Here is an 18,540-nt window from a genome sequence, read left to right as displayed (position 1 = left end):
TAGGAAACAGCGCACAGGCGAACGTCACGCGTTGGCGCAGTGGGCTGATCGCAAAGGCGAAGAAACTCAGGCGAGCGGCGGGGCGCGGGGATTGGCCGAGGGCCAGATGAAGCGGGCAGGGAGGTCGGCGCTGGCAACAACGGCCAAGGGTGGACTGTGTTGCTCCGGGAGGATCGCCAGGGTCAGGCTGGAGTTGAGCGCCGGGCCCATGCCGCCGGTGGAACACAGCGGGCAACCGAAGGCCTTGGACAGGGTCGGCAAGTTGTCGTCGGAGTTGTTCGGGGAGACGGGGGCCTGGGTGGCCGGATCCACCGAACAGAACTGGCCGCCGATGCCGTTGAGCTGCATCCCGACCATTTGCCCGTGACCAATGCTGCAGGCGAACACGTTGAACAGGACGCAGCAATAAAGCATCCAGGCCATCAATGTGCGATCAGTTCGGGCGAATTTCATGGAGCGGCACTTTATCACTGTCGATGACAAATACCCTTACAAAAACGTTCAAGGAGGTTCATCCTGCTGCGACATTTCACGCTGGATGTCTGAATATGAGCCTGATGATCGCGCAAGGGATGGCTGCCATCTTCCTGTTGATCAGCCTGATCCACCTGTACTGGGCGGCAGGTGGCAAATTGGGTAGCGAGGCGGCGGTCCCGCGAATATCGCCAGAGGGTGGCGGGGAACCCAGGCCGGCGTTCAAGCCGTCGGGGTTTGCCACGTTGCTGGTCGCGGTGGGATTGCTGTTGATCGCGATGCTGGTGTGCCTGCGGGTCGGCCTGTACTTGCCGGCGGTGCAGCACTGGGCGCTGCAATGGGTGATCAGCGCCATTGCGATGCTGATGTTTGCCCGGGCAATCGGCGATTCGAATCTGGTGGGGTTCTTCAAGCAAGTCAAGGATTCGAAGTTTGCCCGGCTCGATACCTGGGCTTATTCGCCGTTGTGTGTGGTGTTGGGGGCGGGGTTGTTGGCTGTGGCCTGGATCTGAGTTGCTGCTGAAATAGCCATCGCGAGCAGGCTCGCTCCCACATTGGATTTTCAGTGAACACAGATTTTGTGTCTGACAGAGATCAACTGTGGGAGCCTGCTCGCGATGGCGGCATATCTGCCGCCACAAGGCTCAAACCTTACCCGCCTCGCGCTCCTCCAACTGATCCGACTCAAACAACCGCGCCAATTCCGCCCGGGCTTCCTGGGCGGTTTGCAGCACCTTCGCCGCATCGTCATACACCGCATGCTGAGCCTCCAGCACCTGTTCATCGTGATGCTTGAAGCGCTTGATCCGCGCATCGGCCTGCGCCTGGGTCAGCCCCAGCCCGACCAGGGTGCGGCGGCTCATTTCCAGGCTCGAATAATAGGTCTCGCGAATCGCCTCGGCACCCAGGTCCACCAAGCGGTGCACATGCTGACGGTTACGTGCCCGGGCAATGATTTTGATGTGCGGATAGAGCTTGTGCACGATCTCGGCGGTCTTGATGTTGGTGTCCGGGTCGTCGGTGGCGATGACAAAGTACTCCGCCTGCTCGACCTTCGCCGCGCTGAGGATTTCCGGGCGCATCGGGTCGCCGTAGAACACCGGCACGCCGCCGAAGCTGCGGGACAACTCGATGGTTTCCACGGAGGTGTCCAGCGCCACGAACTTGATGTTCTGCGCCCGCAGGATCCGCGCCACGATCTGCCCCATCCGGCCCATGCCGGCGATCACCACCCGCGGCGCGTCGGTGTCGATGTCGCGGAATTTCTCCGGCACCACCACAGGCTGCACCTTCGGCGAATACAGGCGTGCGCAGAGCAGCAGCAACAGCGGCGTGACGGCCATGGACAGGGTGATCGTCAGCACCAGCAAATCGTACAGGCGCGGCTCGAACAAACCCTGGTCGCGACCGATCTTGAACACCACAAACGCAAATTCACCACCGGCGGCCAATACGATGCCGAGACGAATGGCGCTGACTTTCCCCAACCCCCCAGCCAAACGGCCCACCACAAACAGCAGCGGCAGTTTGATTGCGATCAGCAACAGGGTCAGCCCCAGCACCGTGATCGGCGCGCTGAGCAGCAAGCTCAGGTTGGCGCCCATGCCGACGCTGATGAAGAACAGCCCCAGCAACAGGCCCTTGAACGGCTCGATCTGCGCTTCCAGTTCATGACGGTATTCAGAGTCCGCCAGCAGCAACCCGGCGAGGAACGCCCCGAGCGCCATCGACACGCCGACCAGGTCCATCAGCCACGCCGTGCCGATCACCACCAGCAACGCGGTGGCCGTGGACACCTCGGGCAAACCGGTCTTGGCCACCACGCGAAACACCGGGCGCAACAGATACCGTCCGCCGATCACCACCACGGCGATGCTGCCCAACACCCGCAAGCCGTGATTCAGGTCCTCGGTCGCCGTGGTGGTGTGATCGCCGCCCGCCAGCAGCGGCACCATGGCAATCAGCGGGATCGCGGCGATGTCCTGGAACAGCAGAATCGCGAACGCCAGGCGCCCGTGAGGGCTGGTCAGCTCCTTGCGCTCGGCCAGGCTTTGCAGGCCAAACGCGGTGGACGACAGCGCCAGGCCGAGGCCGAGCACGATGGCGCTGTTCAACGACTGCCCGAAGACAAACAGCGCCAGCACGCCAATCACCGAACCGGTCAGCAACACCTGCGCCAGGCCCACGCCAAACACCGATTTACGCATCACCCACAAACGACGCGGCGACAATTCCAGGCCAATGATGAACAGCAGCAACACCACGCCGAGTTCGGAAATATGGCTGACGCTTTGTGGATTACCGATCAAACCCAGCACAGACGGCCCGATGATCACCCCGGCAAACAGATAACCCAGCACCGCGCCCAGCTGCAGACGTTTGGCCAAGGGCACGGTCAGCACCGCCGCGAACAGAAAAACGACAGCGGCTTGCAACAGGTTGCCTTCATGGGGCATGGCTTACTCCAGAACTCGGTACGGCGGAGTGCCAAGGATAAAGGGTGGGGCGAGATGAGTCAGCCATGAACACAAATCATTGTTGACTGATAGGCCGCCATCGCGAGCAAGCTCGCTCCCACAATGGTTCTCCAGTGAGTACAGGATTCACATACGACGACGATCAAATGTGGGAGCGAGCTTGCTCGCGATGGCGGCCGATTGGGCAACCTCTCAGTTAAATAAACGCCTCGATATGCGCCATCCCCCGAGCCACATACTCTTCCTTCTCACCCACCGGCGCGAAATTGTGCAACGCCTCCCGCGCCGCCTCAGTGCTCTTGAGCCTCGCCAGCAACCACACCGCCAAATACTGCGCCGACAGACACCCTCCCGCCGTGGCGATATTGCCATTGGCATAGAACGCCTGATTCACGACATTGACGCCAGCCGCCTGCACCCACGGCTTGCTGATCGCGTCGGTGCAGGCCGGTGCATCACCGAGCAGCCCGAGCTTGGCCAACAGAAAGGTGCCGGAACATTGCGCCGCCAGTAACTGACGGCTTGAGTCGAAGCGCAGCTGATCCATGAACGCCGGGTCGGCGGCCACTTCACGGGTCTTCCTGCCGCTGCCCACCAACACCGCGTCAGCCCGACAGGCTTGCGCCAGATCGATGTGCGAATCGATGGTCAAACCGTTCATAGACGTGACGCGCCGCGCCGGCGAGGCGATGCTCACGCGCCAGTCCTTGTCACCCAGCAGGGAAACCCGGCTGAGCATGCCGAAGGCAATCAGGGAGTCGAGTTCGTTGAAACCGTCGAAGGTCAGAATGGCGATGTGCATGGCTAATCCTGCTGGTTTTTGCCAAGCGTACGCCCGGCGAATGCCCGGTTCCCCGTACAGTCCGCGGCAGAATCATCGCAACAGTAAGGAATGATTCCACACGGGCGCAGTCGGAGTTCAGGTGCCACGAAATTACTGGAGGTTCATCGATGAACAACAAGACCCTTATCGCCAGCCTTGCCCTCGTCGCAGGCTTTGCCGGCATCAGCCCCATCGTTCAGGCGGATGATCCCCCCGCAAAAACCGTTCAGCCTGGGGTCAACAACGTCCGCCAACTGGTGGTCGGCGACCGCGCCCCGGACATATACCAGCGCAGTGAAAAAGCGATCGGCAACTGGAAAGCGAAAGGCCTGAAAGCACCGAAGGAACAGGCGCAGTGGGTGCAGATCAATGACAAGTACATGATGGTGATGGTTACCAACGGGACGATTGTGGACATCACGCCGATCGAGCGTTAGGCCGCCAGCAACAATTGGCCAAGGAAGGCTGATTGAAAACGTCCGCTGCTCCGGTAAAGATCGGCGGCGATTTGGTTGACTGGATGTCAGGAGTTATCCGTTGGGAAAGAAACCTCTCTACCGTAAGGTCAATACTCGCACGTGGGGTGTTCGGCACAACGATCACACGGGTGAATACCGCCATCAACGCCATGCAAAAGCGGAAATGAGCAGCGATGCACTGCGCGGTTCGATGCATGGAACCCGTCGGTATGGGTACGATTACACGCCGCTGTACAAGTTTTTACTGTCCAGAGTCGGTGAGCGTTGGGACGAAGTTTTCAGTGAGGCGGTTGCCAGGCTTGATCGACCTGAGCCTGTTTTCTGGGTGGTTGCATTGCGTGAAAGTGAACAGGAGGATTACGTCAGGACAGGTGAGGCCAGCTACTTCAGCGGTTTGTTCGTCGATGATCAAGGCCTGCTCGCAATGGTCGCGCCTGAGTTGACTGCCGAGAACATGACCACTTTCTGCAACTGCTGCACCCATAGCTTCAACGGCATTCCTTACGGGCAACCGGTTGAGCGCAGTGCCATCGTGTCGTATTGACCCGTGTGCCTTGGTGTTGCTTATCTTAGTTGACGTTAATTCTGAAAACCGTACCGAATGAGTTGCCAATGGCGCACATTTCTGGGAAAACGGCGCCCATTGGGCCCTGTCGGGTGAGAGAACAATAGAGTGAACGTGATGAATGATGAATTGCAGGTAATCGATCTTGAAATCGGCGACGGCAAAGCCGCCGTCAAAGGCGCGCTGATCACCACCCAATATCGCGGCTGGCTGGAAGACGGCACCGAATTCGATTCTTCCTACAGCCGTGGCAAACCTTTCCAGTGCGTGATTGGTACGGGAAGGGTGATCAAGGGCTGGGATCAGGGAATTATGGGCATGCAGGTCGGTGGCAAGCGCAAATTGCTAGTGCCGGCGCATTTGGCGTATGGCGAGCGGACGATGGGCAAGATTACGCCGAATTCGAACCTGATTTTTGAGATTGAATTGCTGGAAGTGCTGACGCGGGATGATTGATTGGCGCGTGGGCTGAAATGGCATATGCGGCGAGGGAGCAAGCCCCTCGCCGCAATCAAACAGGTTTCGCCACTACTCCCGCACCCCTATGAAGAGGTCCAGGTCAGTCGGTAGCGGCACATCGATTGCCATGGTGATTTGTCGGATTTGCTCGGCGGTCAGTAAACAGTCCCCGTAGGTGCTTTCTTCAAGGTTTTTCCAGCCGAGTACACGCATCATTGCGGGTTCAAACTCAGGCAGAACGGTCAGTTCGTACTTTAAGACGTCACCCTCTTGATCACCTTTTGAAAATCCACTGATCCAAAAAACATAATGGGCCTCCTGATTTTTGCCCGGATAGTCCTGCTGAGTGTTACGGGCGAGGTGCCCGTCGCCTGACGACGGGTTTTGAATCGGAGGTATGTTTGTTTTGCTAGCCATGAGCGTCCTTGTTTCAACTTTTGTAAGCGATGCGGACGCTATCTCAATGGGCATTAAATGGATGTAGGCATTTTCTGAATGTTGAGTTGTTGTTGAAAAAGATTCTGCTTGCTACTTGTTGCGGTGCGGGCCTTCTCAGACCTGAAACGTCTCCCTGTACGCATACAATCCCGGCGTTCCCCCGGTCATCACAAACAGCACATTGTCACCGCGCTGAAAACGTCCCTGCCTGAGATCACCCAGCAATCCGGCAAACGCTTTCCCGGAATATACCGGATCAATCAACAAACCTTCAGCACGAGCCATCAGGCGCACCGCGTCCAACATGGCGGGTGTCGGCAAGCCGTAACCCGCGCCCAGTTGACTGCCATCAATGACAATCTCTGAAGCCTGAACGACGGCGCTGCTACCCAGCAACTTCAGTGCCTCCTGAGTCAAATTAACGGTCCTGTCCACCGAAGTGTCCCGGTCAGACAAGACCGAATACGACTTGACGATCGACGTCCCTCGATCCAGCAACTGGAACCCTGCAGCTAGCCCGGCGTGGGTGCCAGCGCTGCCATTGGGCACGATCACCTGGTTAAAAATGAGGTCGAGTTCCGTTTCCTGCTGCGCGATCTCTGCTGCGCAGCGTGCGTAACCGAGACTGCCCAGCGGCGTTGAGCCCCCGGTCGGTATTACCAAAACCGTGCGCCCGGCCTCCCGAAGCTGCGCGGCGCGTTTCTCGGCTTCGGCAAGCGAGTCGCTGCCTGCGGCAAGCACCCGTGTTTCAGCGCCGAACAACTGGTCGAGCAGGACGTTTCCGTTAAGTTCGTAATCCACTTCGGATTTGGGCACAGACCGGGTCAAAATCAATTCGCAGGCAATGCCCAGGCGGGCACACACAGCGGCGGTCAGGCGCGCATGGTTGGACTGCAGACCGCCGATGGTGATGACCGTATCGACCCCGGTAGCGAGCGCCGCGCCAAGATGGAATTCGAGTTTGCGCAGTTTGTTGCCGCCACCGCCGATCAACATGTGATCATCGCGCTTGAGAAACAGGCCGATGCCTTGCGCCTTCAAACCCAGCAGCTGTTCCAGGCGTTCGGCCCGCTGAATCGGCGTGGGGCCTTGCAACAGGTTGGCCCGCGCAAAAGAATTCAGTGACGTGTCCAGTAGGGTTTGCATCGATGGCGCCTCGTTATGCACTTTATTAAAGTGACTCTAGGGACAAAGTCCCGGGTGATAAACGCATCGCCGGTTATTACTCCTTTAACCTGATGTATCGAATGCAAGGCAGGGTGATGAGCAAACTCAGGCAAATGGAAGTCTTCGTCGCGGTCGTCGAGGCGGGCAGCTTCGCCGATGCTGCCAATGCAATCGGCATGTCGGCGGTCATGGTTGGGCGGCATATCCAAAGCCTGGAGAAAACCCTCAATACCCAGCTGATTCAACGCACCACCCGCCGACAATCCATCACCGGCGAGGGGCGCTTGTTTTACCAGGAAGCCAAATTGGCGCTGGAGCAGGTGAAGTACGCGTTCAGTCGGGTGGAAGCGTCCGGCCCTGAGCCCAGCGGCCTGTTGCGAATCACCGCGTCGATGAGTCTCGGCGTTTCTCTGGTCGGGCCTCTGGTGGCCGAATTCATGCAGCGCTACCCGCAGATCCAGGTTGAGTTGATTCTGAGCAATGAAGTGGTGGACTTGTACGAGACGTCATTCGACCTGGCGTTCAGGATCTCCGAACTGATCGGCGTCAACCTGCTGGCCACGCCGTTGCCGCCGTATCGAATGGTGATCTGCGCCTCACCGCGGTATCTGGAGAAATGGCAGGAGCCCCAGTGTCCCGAAGACCTGCACCGACACAGAATTCTCACCCACACGTCCTGGAACAACCGGTTTGCCTGGCCGCTGAGAAACGGCGCCAGTGAAGTGCCCTGGCCTGAAGGCGCGGTGCTGAAGAGCAATGACGGTCAGGTGCTGTTGCAGGCAGCCGTGGCCGGCGAGGGGATTTTGATGCAGCCTGACTTTTTGGTGTCGGCGGCGTTGGCCAAAGGGGAACTGGTCAGGATCATGGATGCCTATGTTCCGCCGCCCAAACCGGTGCAGATGGTGTATCCGCGTTCCAGAAAATCGCTGCCCAAGTTGCAAGCTTTTGTCGACTTTGTAGCAAATCGACTGGGGGTGACAGGGTAGCGGTACGTCGTTTGTTATGACGCCATCGCGAGCAGGCTCACTCCCACATGGGATCTGAGTCGTACATTACCTTTGTATTCGACGCATATTCCCTGTGAGAGCGAGCCTGCTCCGGGCGGCGTTCCGACGATGAACGATGACGCGGTCTCACGGCAAATCGCTAAAGACCGGAATACGCCCGTTCAATGAAGGCCGATACTTCCAGATGAATCGATCCAGCCCAGGTTGATGCAGCAGAATCTCGCTCAACGTGGCACCGGCAATGCTTAGCGCCAATATCTGCCCCGGACATTGATGTCGCCCCGCACCAAACGTAAAACTGCGCCGATGCGGGCGATCCAGAGTAAAGGCGTCGGGACTGTCATTGAGTTGCGGGTCCCGGTTGGCCGAAGCCAGCAGCACCAGAATCACATCGCCTGAATTGAGGTTTACACCCTCGATTTCGCACGGTGACGAGACAAACCGGCGGGTGTTTTGCACCGATGGGTCAAAGCGCTGAATTTCAGCGATCAAGTGATCAACGCGCAGCGAATCGCGCAGTAACGGGTTTCGAATCAACGCCACTAATGCGTTTCCAATCATCCCGGCGGTGGCTTCATACGTCTGGGAGAACAGCCCGATCAGATTGGCATTCAGCGTTTCAGTGTCGCCGGCGAAGCGTGAGCGAATCCCGGCTAGCAGCGCGCTTCTGTTGTCCGGATCATCCAGTAACTCAATGAAATAGCCCCTCAACTGTTCCGCCGCTGCATGGGACGCCGTCAGTTGTGCCTGATCACTGAGCGGCGACAGACACGCGACAAAGTCCGCCGTCAGCCCGCTGATCGCCCGACCCTGAGCCGGCGAGAACCCCAGCAACGCCGCCACCACACAAACCGGCCCGCGAAACATGGCGTTGTACAACCCATCGGCGTCCGGGGTGAGCAACCGCGCGCTCACCAGCGCGTTGACCTCGTCCGCATCAATCAGGGCCAGCCCCGGTTGAATCGTCGACCTGGGGCAACGCTGACGTTCGCCCTCATTCATCCGCATCAATTGCCCAAACACCTTGCCGGCCATGCCGTCGGCAATCGCTTTGGGCACCGGCTCAGCGGCCGGTCGAACATGACAATCCGGATGCGCCAGCACCGACGCAACGGCTTGGGCGCTGCTCGCCACCCACAGTTTCAGTCCTTGGTGAAACACCAGCCCACCCTCTGCGCGCAGCCTGGCGTAATAGGGATAAGGATCGGCATGAGTCGCAGCGATGATCGGGTCCATGGGTCGCAGCCTTGTTCTGAGTGGGAGAAGTGTTGCTACTATCTCCAGTTCGAAAGGGCCTTGATTCGTCCGGGAGCGAAATATGAACGTTGAACAACACGACATCGGCGTCTCTCAAGTGGCCGCAGCGATTGCGGAACCGGCCCGGACGAAAATCCTCTGTTCGCTGATGGACGGCCACGCCCGCACCAGCACCGAGCTGGCGGCGATTGCCGAAGTCAGCGCCTCCACCGCCAGCGCGCACCTGGCCAAGCTCAAGGAGCTGGCGCTGCTGCGTTTGCACGTGCAAGGCCGCCATCGCTATTACAGCCTCGCGGACAGGCGCGTAGCCCAAGCGCTGGAAGCGCTGATGGTGATCGGCCAGAACACCGCGCCGACCTTCAACTCGCGAACGCCGGATCGCCTGCAATTTGCCCGCACCTGCTACGACCATATGGCGGGGACGCTGGCGGTGCTGCTGCATGACCGAATGCTGGAAAAAGGCTGGTTGCTGGAAACCGATGATCAGGTTTATCGCCTGAGCGACAGCGGTGAGGCGTTGATGCAAGGGCTGGGTATCGAAGTCAGCGACCTGAACACCTTGCGCCGCCGCTTTGCTTGTCCGTGCCTGGACTGGAGCATGCGTCGACCCCATTTGGGTGGTTCGCTGGGGGCGGCGTTGCTGCAAACCGCGATCCAGCGCAAATGGGTGACTCAGGATCTCGACAGCCGGGCGCTGGGGTTGACCGCATTGGGGCGTAAGGAGCTTGGTGCACGGTTCGACCTGTCGCTGCCAGACGTGCAGCTTGTCCGGGCACAGCGCCAACCTTTGCCTGCGCATGAGGTGATCTGACCCGACCAAGGGTTCGTTGATGGCTTGTGCCTTGGAGGTCGACCCTATACTGTATATCCACACAGTAAAAGGCGTGACCCATGGAACTCATCGACAAGCTCAGCATTCTCGCCGACGCCGCCAAGTACGACGCGTCTTGCGCCAGCAGCGGCGCGCCGAAGCGCAGTTCCGAGGGCAAGAGCGGCTTGGGCTCGACCGACGGCATGGGCATTTGCCACAGCTACACGCCGGACGGGCGCTGTGTTTCGTTGCTGAAGGTGCTGCTGACCAACTTCTGTCTTTACGACTGCCAGTATTGCGTCAATCGACGTTCCAGTGACGTGCCTCGCGCACGCTTCACGCCGGAAGAGGTGGTGACGCTGACCATGGATTTCTACCGGCGCAATTGCGTCAGTGGGCTGTTTCTCAGTTCCGGGATTATTCGCTCGGCGGACTACACCATGGAGCAACTGATCCGCGTAGCGAAGTTGCTGCGTGAAGACCACGAATTCCGGGGTTACATCCACCTCAAGACCATTCCCGAAGCTGATCCGGCGCTGATCGAGGAGGCGGGGCGCTATGCCGATCGCTTGAGTGTGAACATTGAACTGCCCACCGACGCCAGCCTGCAAACCCTGGCCCCGGAGAAACAGCTGGGTTCGATCAAGCAAGCGATGCAGACCATCTACACCGGTGTCCAAACCGTCCTCAACGAGCCGCGCGCGCCAAAATTCGCCCCGGCCGGGCAGAGCACGCAAATGATCGTCGGTGCCGATGACACCGATGACAGCACCATTCTCCACAGCGCCCAGGCGCTGTACGGCAACTTCAGTTTGCGTCGGGTTTATTACTCGGCATTCAGCCCGATCCCCAACAGCCCGAAAAGCGTGCCGCTGGCCGCGCCGCCACTGATGCGCGAGCACCGCTTGTACCAAGCGGACTTCCTGTTGCGCAGCTATGGCTTCACCGCTGGCGAGTTGTTCAAAGGGCCGGGGCACTTGGCGCTCGACATCGACCCGAAGCTGGCGTGGGCGCTGGAGAATCGCGAGGTCTTCCCGCTGGACCTCAATCGCGCCGATGCAGCGTTGATCGCGCGCATTCCCGGTATCGGCCTGCGCACCACCGAGCGGCTGGTGGAATTGCGCCGTCAGCGACGCATTCGCTACGAAGACCTGGCCCGAATGCGCTGTGTGCTGGCCAAGGCCAAGCCGTTTTTCATTACCAGCGACTACCACCCGCAGCAGGCCGAGGCCACCAGCCATTTGCTGTATCAGCAATTGCGCGACCGGCCACAGCCGCAACAAATGGGGTTATGGGGATGATCAGTCTGGATTGCGACGACCTGTTCGACACCTGGCGTCAGCAGGCACGTTGGCTGCTCAGTCACGAGGTGGACCCGAGCCGCGTGAGCTGGGCCAGTGAAGGCGTGCCCGATCTGTTCGCCAGTGACGATGCGCCACCCCAAACCCAAGGCCCATTTCAGGCGCGGATACCGCGAACGCTACTGGAAACCCTTGAGCGCGCCGCCCGATATCGGGGCGATCAACGTTGGAGTCTGTTGTACGAAGTGCTGTGGCGGGTCAGTCATGGTGACCACACCGCGATGCTGGCCGGTGACATGATTGGCAGTGAATTTCATAGAAGAATCAAACAGGTACAGCGTGAAGCTCATCATTTACATGCATTTGTGCGCTTTGTCGCGATGCCTGAAGGTGAGGGGCCGCAATATGTTGCCTGGCATGAACCGGCCCACGACATCCTGCACAGTGCCAGTGAGCATTTTGTCGGGCGCATGGGCCGGCATCGCTGGTTGATCGCGACACCCAGGGATGGCGTCTACTACGACGGTGAGCAGTTGATCCACCAACGGCAGTGCCCGATTGAATGGCAGCAACTGGCACAAAACGTCGACGACCCGCACAGTGACATGTGGCTGACCTACTACAGCCACATCTTCAATCCGGCGCGACTGAACCCGAAAGTCATGCAAGGGCATCTACCGGCCCGGTTCTGGAAAAACCTGCCTGAAGGCGCGCTGATTCCGGGGCTGATCACCCAGGCCCGCACGGGTAAGCAACAGGACGGCCAGGCGAGCGGAATCAAGGGCAGGGGAGGCAAACGTATTGCGCGGGGAGAAGGCGAACGTCGTTCATAAAAAAGCCCCCCATCGCCAATGCGGTGGAGGGCTTCGATGCAGCCGGGTCAGATCAAACCTTGACGATCCAGCCCGCTGGCGCTTCGACGTCACCCGTCTGTACACCGGTCAACTCTTTGTAGAGCTTCTGGGTGACCGGGCCGACTTCGGTTTCGCTGTGGAACACGTGCAGGTGATCGTTGTAGCTGATGCCGCCGATCGGCGTGATTACGGCAGCGGTGCCGCAAGCGCCGGCTTCCTTGAAGTCAGACAGCTTGTCGATGAACACGTCACCTTCAACCACTTCCAGACCCAGACGGGATTTGGCCAGTTCGATCAACGAAAGACGGGTGATGCCCGGCAGTACCGACGGCGAGTTCGGCGTGACGAACTTGTTGTCGTGGGTGATCCCGAAGAAGTTGGCCGAGCCGACTTCTTCGATTTTGGTGTGGGTCATCGGGTCCAGGTAGATGCAATCGGCGAAGTGGGCTTTCTTGGCCTGGGAACCTGGCATCAGGCTGGCCGCGTAGTTGCCACCGACTTTGGCTGCACCGGTGCCTTGTGGGGCGGCGCGGTCGTAGCTGGAGATCAGGAAGTTGTGCGGGGTCAGGCCGCCCTTGAAGTAGGCGCCGACCGGAATGGCGAAGATCGAGAAGATGAACTCGGGGGCGGTACGCACGCCGATGTTGTCACCCACGCCGATCACGAACGGACGCAGGTACAGCGCGCCGCCGGTGCCGTAAGGCGGGATGAAACGCTCGTTGGCACGAACCACTTCCTTGCACGCTTCGACGAACTGCTCGGTGGACACCTGCGGCATCAGCAGGCGGGCGCAGCTGCGTTGCATGCGTGCGGCGTTCTGATCCGGGCGGAACAGGTTGATCGAACCGTCCTTGCAACGATAGGCCTTAAGGCCCTCGAAGCATTGCTGGCCATAGTGAAGGGCAGTGGAGCCTTCGCTGATGTGCAGCACGTTGTCTTCGGTCAGGGTGCCTGTGTCCCACTCGCCATTACGCCAGTGCGACAGATAGCGCTTGTCTGTCTTGATGTAGTCAAAACCCAACTTGTCCCAATTGATGCTTTCGTTACCCATGACACCCTCTATCACTTAACAACCGCCGAAACGGTTCAAGGCTTCTGACGTTTTTCTGGATGGGGACAACAATACTTCATTCCGGGCCCAATTCGCAGCCCGCAATTCGTTCCTTTGATCGTTCCCACGCTCCGCGTGGGAATGCAGCCCGGGACGCTCCGCGTCCCTAAAGCGGACGCAGAGCGTCCGGTGAGGCATTCCCACGCGGAGCGTGGGAACGATCATGCGTATGTTTTAGAGGTGCAGTGCATGGCCAAGAGCGCGCAACGCGGCTTCCTGCACCGCTTCGCCCAACGTCGGATGCGCATGGATGGTGCCGGCGATGTCTTCCAGCCGCGCGCCCATTTCCAGGCTCTGCCCGAACGCCGTCGACAACTCCGAAACGCCCACGCCCACCGCTTGCCAGCCGACAATCACATGATTGTCGCGCCGTGCGACGACGCGCACGAAGCCGCTTTTCGACTCCAGCGTCATCGCCCGGCCATTGGCCGCGAACGGGAAGCTGGAAACGATACAGTCCAGGCCCGCAGCCTTGACGTCGTCCGGGGTCTGGCCGACGACCACCAGTTCCGGGTCGGTGAAGCACACGGCAGCGATGGCGGTCGGGTTGAACTCGCGGGACTTGCCGCTGATCAGTTCGGCAACCATCTCGCCCTGAGCCATGGCTCGGTGCGCGAGCATTGGTTCGCCGCTCAGGTCGCCGATGGCGTACACATTGCGCATGCTGGTCTGGCAACGGTTGTCGATCTTGATCGCCGATCCGTTCATGTCCAGATTCAGCGCTTCAAGGTTCCAGCCTTGGGTGTTCGGCTTGCGACCGACGGCCACCAGCACCTGATCGGTCTCCAGGTTCAGGGTATCGCCACCCGGCTCCAGAACTTGCAGTGTATTGCTAGCAGAATCAAAGTCTTGGACGCTGTGTTTCAAGTAAAGCTTCACGCCGAGTTTTTTCAGTTCGTCGTGTACCGGCTGGGTCAGTTCGGCATCGTAGGCCGGCAGAATGCGCTCTTGCGCCTCGACCACGCTCACGTCAGCGCCGAGCTTGCGATAGGCAATCCCCAGCTCCAGACCGATGTAACCGCCACCGACCACGACCAGCCGTTTCGGCACGGACGTCGGCGCCAAGGCTTCGGTGGAGGAGATGATCGGCCCGCCAATCGGCAGCATCGGCAGGTTCACGCTTTTCGAACCGGTCGCCAGCACCAGGTGCTCGCACTGGATCCGCGTGTCGCCGACATCAACGGTTTTGCCGTCGATCACTTTCGCCCAGCCTTGAATGACCTGGACTTTGTTCTTTTTCAACAGCGCCGCGACGCCGGTGGTCAGGCGATCGACGATGCCGTCCTTCCACTCGACGCTCTTGCTGATGTTGAGGGTAGGCGCGGACACGCTAATGCCCAGAGCCGAGTGTTGGCTGTGGTGTTGCGTCTGGTGGAACTGTTCAGCGACGTGAATCAGTGCCTTCGACGGAATGCAGCCGATGTTCAGGCACGTACCGCCCAGTGATTCGCCTTCCACCAGAATGGTCGAGATGCCCAGCTGGCCGGCACGAATCGCCGTCACGTAACCGCCAGGGCCGCCGCCGATGATCAGCAGCGTGGTGTTCAAAGTTTGCATGCCTGCTCCAGTTAAAAAGAGTCCACAAACAGGGTGGCGGGTTGTTCGAGCAGGCCGCGAACGGCCTGGATGAATTGCGCCGCGTCCATGCCATCGACCACGCGGTGATCGAAGGAGCTGGAGAGGTTCATCATCTTGCGAATCACGATCTGGCCTTTGACGACCATCGGGCGTTCGACGATTTTGTTGACGCCGACGATCGCCACTTCGGGCAGGTTCAGCACCGGCGTGCTGACAATGCCGCCCAACGCGCCAAGGCTGGTCAGGGTGATGCTCGAGCCGGACAATTCATCGCGGGCGGCCTTGCCATTGCGCGCGGCAGTCGCCAAGCGGGAGATTTCGGCGGCGTTGTCCCACAGGCTGCGGGCTTCGGCGTGGCGCACCACCGGCACCATCAAGCCAATGTCGGCTTGCGTGGCGATGCCCACGTGGACAGCGCCGAGGCGGGTGATGACTTGGGCTTCGTCGTCATAACGGGCGTTGATCTGCGGGAAGTCCCGCAGGGCGACGACCAGCGCGCGGACCAAAAATGGCAGCAACGTCAGCTTGCCACGGGTCGCACCGTGTTTTTCGTTCAAGTGCGCGCGCAGTTCCTCCACTGCGGTCACGTCGATTTCTTCGACATAGCTGAAGTGAGCGGCGCGTTGCGTGGCGTCCTGCATGCGCTGGGCGATCTTGCGGCGCATGCCGATAACCGGGATCTGTTCTTCGTCGTTACGCTGGGTGTAAGCACTGCCGACGCTCGATGCATTCGACTGACCCTGGGCCAGATAAGCGTCGAGGTCTTCGTGCAGCACACGACCGGCAGGGCCGGTGCCACGCACCAGACGCAACTGGATGCCGAGGTCCAGCGCATGTTTGCGCACGGCCGGGGAGGCCAGCGGGCGTTCGTCGGCTTCGCGAGCGACCATCGGACCCTGGCAAACGGCCGCTCGTGGCGCTGCAGCCGCGACCGGTTTGCTTTCCACCACCGCGGCAACTTTCGGCGCTGCAACCGGCGCTTCTTTCACGACGGCAGCGGCTGTCGGTTGAGCCGACTCTTTAACGTTGCCCGCGCCTTCGACTTCAATGCTGATCAGGATGCTGCCAACCGCCATGACTTCGCCCGGCTGTCCGCCCAACGCAATCACCTTGCCATGCACCGGCGAAGGGATGTCGACCATCGCCTTGTCGGTCATGACATCGGCCAGCACCTGATCTTCGACAACCATGTCGCCGACCTTGACGTGCCACACCGACAACTCAACTTCTGCAATGCCTTCACCAATGTCCGGCATTTTAATAACGTGCGTGCCCATTCAGACCTCCATAACCCGTTTCAAAGCCGCGCCCACACGGGACGGACCAGGGAAATACGCCCACTCTTGCGCGTGCGGGTAGGGAGTGTCCCAACCGGTGACGCGTTCGATCGGCGCTTCCAGGTGATGGAAGCAATGCTCTTGCACCAAGGCGACCAGCTCGGCGCCGAAGCCGCAGGTGCGGGTCGCTTCGTGAACGATCACGCAGCGGCCGGTTTTCTTCACCGACTTGACGATGGTCTCCAGGTCCAGCGGCCACAGGCTGCGCAGGTCGATGACTTCAGCGTCGATCCCGGTTTCTTCCGCCGCGACTTGCGACACGTAAACGGTGGTGCCGTAGGTCAGGATGGTCACTTCTTTGCCTGGACGGGCGATGGCGGCAACGTCCAGCGGCACGGTGTAGTAACCGTCCGGGACCTGTGCAGCCGGGTGTTTCGACCACGGGGTTACCGGGCGGTCGTGGTGGCCGTCGAACGGGCCGTTGTAAAGGCGTTTTGGCTCAAGGAAGATCACCGGGTCATCGTTTTCGATGGAGGCGATCAGCAAGCCTTTGGCGTCGTACGGGTTGGACGGCATGACCGTGCGCAAGCCGCAAACCTGGGTGAACATCGCTTCGATACTTTGGCTGTGGGTCTGGCCGCCGTAGATGCCGCCGCCGCAAGGCATGCGCAGGGTCATCGGTGCGGTGAACTCGCCGGCCGAGCGATAACGCAGGCGCGCGGCTTCGGAAATGATCTGGTCCGACGCCGGGTACACGTAATCGGCGAACTGGATCTCGGCTACCGGGCGCAGACCGTAGGCACCCATGCCCACGGCAACGCCGACGATGCCGCTCTCGGAGATCGGCGCATCGAACACCCGGGAGGTGCCGTATTTGTTCTGCAAGCCTTCGGTGCAGCGGAACACGCCGCCGAAGTAGCCCACGTCCTGGCCGAAGACCACGACGTTGTCATCACGCTCAAGCATCACATCCATGGCCGAGCGCAGGGCCTGGATCATGGTCATGGTGGTCGTGGTCATGGCGGTTTCCGGCTGAATATTGTTGTTGTGATCGTTCATGTCAGATCCCCAACTCTTGACGCTGGCGCTTCAAGTGCTCCGGCATCTCTTTATAGACGTCTTCGAACATGGTCGCGGCGCTCGGAATCTGGCCACCGGCAAGGGTGCCGTACTGCTCGGCTTCTTTTTGCGCGGCAATCACTTCGGCTTCCAGTTCGGCGCTGACGGCGACGTGTTCCTCTTCGGACCACTGACCGATCTTGATCAGGTGCTGCTTCAGGCGCGCAATCGGGTCGCCCAACGGGAAGTAGCTCCAGTCGTCGGCAGGACGGTATTTGGAAGGATCATCAGACGTGGAGTGCGGGCCGGCGCGGTAGGTGACCCATTCGATCATGGTCGGGCCGAGGTTGCGGCGGGCGCGTTCGGCGGCCCAGGCTGAGGCCGCGTAGACCGCAACGAAATCGTTGCCGTCGACCCGAAGGGAGGCAATGCCGCAACCGACGCCACGCCCGGCGAACGTGGTGGCTTCACCACCGGCAATCGCCTGGAACGTCGAGATCGCCCACTGGTTATTGACCACGTTGAGGATCACGGGCGCACGATAAACGTGGGCGAAGGTGAGGGCGGTGTGGAAGTCGGATTCAGCAGTGGCGCCGTCGCCGATCCAGGCCGAGGCGATTTTGGTGTCGCCCTTGATCGCCGACGCCATGCCCCAGCCCACACCCTGTACAAACTGAGTGGCGAGGTTGCCGGAAATGGTGAAGAAGCCGAAGTCTTTGACCGAATACATGATCGGCAGCTGACGGCCCTTGAGCGGATCGCGCTCGTTGGACAGCAGTTGGCAGATCAGGTCCACCAGCGGCACATCTCGCGCCATCAGAATGCTTTGCTGGCGGTACGTCGGGAAGCACATGTCATCGACGTTCAGCGCCAGGGCCTGGCCGCTGCCGATGGCTTCTTCGCCAAGGCTTTGCATGTAGAACGACATTTTCTTCTGACGCTGGGCGACCACCATGCGGTTGTCATAGATCCGCGTCTTGAGCATGGCGCGCATGCCCTTACGCAGGATCTCGGAAGGTACGCCTTCCGCCCATGGACCGAGGGCGTTGCCCTGGTCGTCGAGCACGCGGATCAGGCCCTTGGCCAGGTCGGCGGTGTCGGCCGGTTCAACGTCGATTGGGGGTTTGCGCACCGTACCGGCGTCGGTCAGACGCAGGTAGGAGAAGTCGGTTTTGCAGCCAGGACGGCCCGATGGTTCGGGAACGTGCAGTTGCAGCGGTTCGTACGCTTGGTTCATGGCTTCTACGCTCGATCTTGTGAATTTCTTGTAGTGAGCTGACCGTCATTCCACGTGTTATGGAAATCTTGTCCTACAAACATCATAGGCCCGGCGCAGAAGAATATTTATCTCTGTTTCGTTGCGTTGAAGATCATTTGAGGATAAAAAATCTGCATAAACATAA

General features: G+C 60.0%; 19 protein-coding genes. 8 read left to right on the top strand and 11 right to left on the bottom strand.

Translation table 11 applies throughout. The features are described 5' to 3' along the window. Window positions 1-66: 66 nt before the first annotated feature. On the bottom strand, window positions 67-453 hold the full coding sequence (locus ACA072_RS16280; RefSeq protein ID WP_497618994.1) for a DUF2946 domain-containing protein: 387 nt from the start codon (window positions 451-453) through the stop codon (window positions 67-69). 95 nt (window positions 454-548) lie between these two features. Between ACA072_RS16280 and ACA072_RS16275 the strand changes: the two genes are divergently transcribed. After that, window positions 549-986 carry a DUF3995 domain-containing protein gene (locus tag ACA072_RS16275; RefSeq protein WP_497618992.1) on the top strand — a complete coding sequence of 146 codons (438 nt, stop codon included), beginning with the start codon at window positions 549-551 and terminating at the stop codon, window positions 984-986. A gap of 132 nt (window positions 987-1,118) precedes the next feature. Here the strand turns inward: ACA072_RS16275 and ACA072_RS16270 are convergent, their stop codons facing one another. Both ACA072_RS16270 and ACA072_RS16265 read right to left on the bottom strand, forming a co-directional pair. Next, window positions 1,119-2,930 carry a monovalent cation:proton antiporter-2 (CPA2) family protein gene (locus ACA072_RS16270; RefSeq protein WP_497618990.1) on the bottom strand — a complete coding sequence of 604 codons (1,812 nt, stop codon included), beginning with the start codon at window positions 2,928-2,930 and terminating at the stop codon, window positions 1,119-1,121. A 217-nt stretch (window positions 2,931-3,147) separates the two neighbouring features. Further along, window positions 3,148-3,753, bottom strand: coding sequence for a DJ-1/PfpI family protein (locus tag ACA072_RS16265; RefSeq protein ID WP_497618988.1), 606 nt, complete (start codon window positions 3,751-3,753; stop codon window positions 3,148-3,150). Between the two features lie 149 nt (window positions 3,754-3,902). Here ACA072_RS16265 and ACA072_RS16260 point away from each other — a divergent pair, with 149 nt between their 5' ends. The 3 genes from ACA072_RS16260 (at window position 3,903) to ACA072_RS16250 (ending at window position 5,274) form a co-directional block, all read left to right on the top strand. Then, window positions 3,903-4,211 carry an RcnB family protein gene (locus ACA072_RS16260; RefSeq protein ID WP_497618986.1) on the top strand — a complete coding sequence of 103 codons (309 nt, stop codon included), beginning with the start codon at window positions 3,903-3,905 and terminating at the stop codon, window positions 4,209-4,211. Window positions 4,212-4,311: 100 nt separating this feature from the next. Then, window positions 4,312-4,797, top strand: coding sequence for a hypothetical protein (locus ACA072_RS16255; RefSeq protein WP_497618984.1), 486 nt, complete (start codon window positions 4,312-4,314; stop codon window positions 4,795-4,797). A gap of 138 nt (window positions 4,798-4,935) precedes the next feature. Next, entirely contained in the window at window positions 4,936-5,274 is a 339-nt protein-coding gene (locus ACA072_RS16250; protein ID WP_497618983.1) for an FKBP-type peptidyl-prolyl cis-trans isomerase, read from the top strand. Window positions 5,275-5,346: 72 nt separating this feature from the next. Here ACA072_RS16250 and ACA072_RS16245 read toward each other — a convergent pair whose 3' ends face one another. After that, window positions 5,347-5,694 (bottom strand): pyocin S6 family toxin immunity protein, encoded by a 348-nt coding sequence (locus tag ACA072_RS16245; RefSeq protein ID WP_497618981.1) that lies wholly within the window; start codon window positions 5,692-5,694, stop codon window positions 5,347-5,349. A gap of 135 nt (window positions 5,695-5,829) precedes the next feature. After that, a complete protein-coding gene (locus ACA072_RS16240) occupies window positions 5,830-6,861 on the bottom strand; it encodes a D-cysteine desulfhydrase family protein (protein WP_497618979.1) in 1,032 nt (343 codons plus the stop codon). A gap of 116 nt (window positions 6,862-6,977) precedes the next feature. Here ACA072_RS16240 and ACA072_RS16235 point away from each other — a divergent pair, with 116 nt between their 5' ends. Further along, window positions 6,978-7,868, top strand: a complete 891-nt coding sequence (locus ACA072_RS16235; RefSeq protein WP_497618977.1) for a LysR substrate-binding domain-containing protein — start codon at window positions 6,978-6,980, stop codon at window positions 7,866-7,868. 147 nt (window positions 7,869-8,015) lie between these two features. On the opposite strand, the gene ACA072_RS16230 is transcribed toward ACA072_RS16235, so the two are convergent. Beyond that, on the bottom strand, window positions 8,016-9,125 hold the full coding sequence (locus ACA072_RS16230; protein WP_497618975.1) for a cytochrome P450: 1,110 nt from the start codon (window positions 9,123-9,125) through the stop codon (window positions 8,016-8,018). 82 nt (window positions 9,126-9,207) lie between these two features. Between ACA072_RS16230 and ACA072_RS16225 the strand changes: the two genes are divergently transcribed. The 3 genes from ACA072_RS16225 to ACA072_RS16215 all read left to right on the top strand — a co-directional run bounded on the left by ACA072_RS16225 (window position 9,208) and on the right by ACA072_RS16215 (window position 12,091). Beyond that, complete coding sequence (locus ACA072_RS16225; protein WP_497618973.1) at window positions 9,208-9,957, top strand: ArsR/SmtB family transcription factor; 750 nt, start codon at window positions 9,208-9,210, stop codon at window positions 9,955-9,957. 80 nt (window positions 9,958-10,037) lie between these two features. Continuing rightward, window positions 10,038-11,258 carry a putative DNA modification/repair radical SAM protein gene (locus tag ACA072_RS16220; RefSeq protein WP_497618971.1) on the top strand — a complete coding sequence of 407 codons (1,221 nt, stop codon included), beginning with the start codon at window positions 10,038-10,040 and terminating at the stop codon, window positions 11,256-11,258. Next, window positions 11,255-12,091, top strand: a complete 837-nt coding sequence (locus tag ACA072_RS16215; protein ID WP_497618969.1) for a TIGR03915 family putative DNA repair protein — start codon at window positions 11,255-11,257, stop codon at window positions 12,089-12,091. Before ACA072_RS16220 ends, ACA072_RS16215 begins: the two co-directional genes overlap by 4 nt. Before the next feature lie 52 nt (window positions 12,092-12,143). Here ACA072_RS16215 and ACA072_RS16210 read toward each other — a convergent pair whose 3' ends face one another. The 5 genes from ACA072_RS16210 to ACA072_RS16190 form a co-directional block, all read right to left on the bottom strand. Beyond that, window positions 12,144-13,163 carry a branched-chain amino acid aminotransferase gene (locus tag ACA072_RS16210; protein WP_109630208.1) on the bottom strand — a complete coding sequence of 340 codons (1,020 nt, stop codon included), beginning with the start codon at window positions 13,161-13,163 and terminating at the stop codon, window positions 12,144-12,146. A 234-nt stretch (window positions 13,164-13,397) separates the two neighbouring features. Continuing rightward, the gene (gene lpdA / locus ACA072_RS16205; RefSeq protein WP_497618968.1) at window positions 13,398-14,780 is read right to left on the bottom strand and encodes a dihydrolipoyl dehydrogenase; all 1,383 of its coding nucleotides are present in this window, start codon (window positions 14,778-14,780) and stop codon (window positions 13,398-13,400) included. Window positions 14,781-14,791: 11 nt separating this feature from the next. Continuing rightward, window positions 14,792-16,078, bottom strand: a complete 1,287-nt coding sequence (locus ACA072_RS16200) for a dihydrolipoamide acetyltransferase family protein (RefSeq protein ID WP_497618967.1) — start codon at window positions 16,076-16,078, stop codon at window positions 14,792-14,794. Then, entirely contained in the window at window positions 16,079-17,137 is a 1,059-nt protein-coding gene (locus ACA072_RS16195) for an alpha-ketoacid dehydrogenase subunit beta (RefSeq protein WP_461974189.1), read from the bottom strand. Between the two features lies 1 nt (window position 17,138). Further along, window positions 17,139-18,374 carry a 3-methyl-2-oxobutanoate dehydrogenase (2-methylpropanoyl-transferring) subunit alpha gene (locus ACA072_RS16190; protein WP_497618965.1) on the bottom strand — a complete coding sequence of 412 codons (1,236 nt, stop codon included), beginning with the start codon at window positions 18,372-18,374 and terminating at the stop codon, window positions 17,139-17,141. Window positions 18,375-18,540 lie beyond the last annotated feature (166 nt).

Source organism: Pseudomonas sp. LBUM1656 (assembly GCF_059716065.1).
Note: the sequence above shows the minus strand (reverse complement) of the source record. Positions and strands in the feature narration are given on the sequence as shown.

Coding starts and splice junctions, on each gene's coding strand:
- ACA072_RS16275 (WP_497618992.1), top strand. CDS start 549: ATGAGCCTGATGATCGCGCAAGGGATGGCTGCCATCTTCCTGTTGATC.
- ACA072_RS16200 (WP_497618967.1), bottom strand. CDS start 16,078: ATGGGCACGCACGTTATTAAAATGCCGGACATTGGTGAAGGCATTGCA.
- ACA072_RS16250 (WP_497618983.1), top strand. CDS start 4,936: ATGAATGATGAATTGCAGGTAATCGATCTTGAAATCGGCGACGGCAAA.
- ACA072_RS16190 (WP_497618965.1), bottom strand. CDS start 18,374: ATGAACCAAGCGTACGAACCGCTGCAACTGCACGTTCCCGAACCATCG.
- ACA072_RS16240 (WP_497618979.1), bottom strand. CDS start 6,861: ATGCAAACCCTACTGGACACGTCACTGAATTCTTTTGCGCGGGCCAAC.
- ACA072_RS16215 (WP_497618969.1), top strand. CDS start 11,255: ATGATCAGTCTGGATTGCGACGACCTGTTCGACACCTGGCGTCAGCAG.
- ACA072_RS16220 (WP_497618971.1), top strand. CDS start 10,038: ATGGAACTCATCGACAAGCTCAGCATTCTCGCCGACGCCGCCAAGTAC.
- ACA072_RS16195 (WP_461974189.1), bottom strand. CDS start 17,137: ATGAACGATCACAACAACAATATTCAGCCGGAAACCGCCATGACCACG.
- ACA072_RS16210 (WP_109630208.1), bottom strand. CDS start 13,163: ATGGGTAACGAAAGCATCAATTGGGACAAGTTGGGTTTTGACTACATC.
- ACA072_RS16225 (WP_497618973.1), top strand. CDS start 9,208: ATGAACGTTGAACAACACGACATCGGCGTCTCTCAAGTGGCCGCAGCG.
- ACA072_RS16270 (WP_497618990.1), bottom strand. CDS start 2,930: ATGCCCCATGAAGGCAACCTGTTGCAAGCCGCTGTCGTTTTTCTGTTC.
- ACA072_RS16265 (WP_497618988.1), bottom strand. CDS start 3,753: ATGCACATCGCCATTCTGACCTTCGACGGTTTCAACGAACTCGACTCC.
- ACA072_RS16235 (WP_497618977.1), top strand. CDS start 6,978: ATGAGCAAACTCAGGCAAATGGAAGTCTTCGTCGCGGTCGTCGAGGCG.
- ACA072_RS16245 (WP_497618981.1), bottom strand. CDS start 5,694: ATGGCTAGCAAAACAAACATACCTCCGATTCAAAACCCGTCGTCAGGC.
- ACA072_RS16230 (WP_497618975.1), bottom strand. CDS start 9,125: ATGGACCCGATCATCGCTGCGACTCATGCCGATCCTTATCCCTATTAC.
- ACA072_RS16260 (WP_497618986.1), top strand. CDS start 3,903: ATGAACAACAAGACCCTTATCGCCAGCCTTGCCCTCGTCGCAGGCTTT.
- lpdA (WP_497618968.1), bottom strand. CDS start 14,780: ATGCAAACTTTGAACACCACGCTGCTGATCATCGGCGGCGGCCCTGGC.
- ACA072_RS16280 (WP_497618994.1), bottom strand. CDS start 453: ATGAAATTCGCCCGAACTGATCGCACATTGATGGCCTGGATGCTTTAT.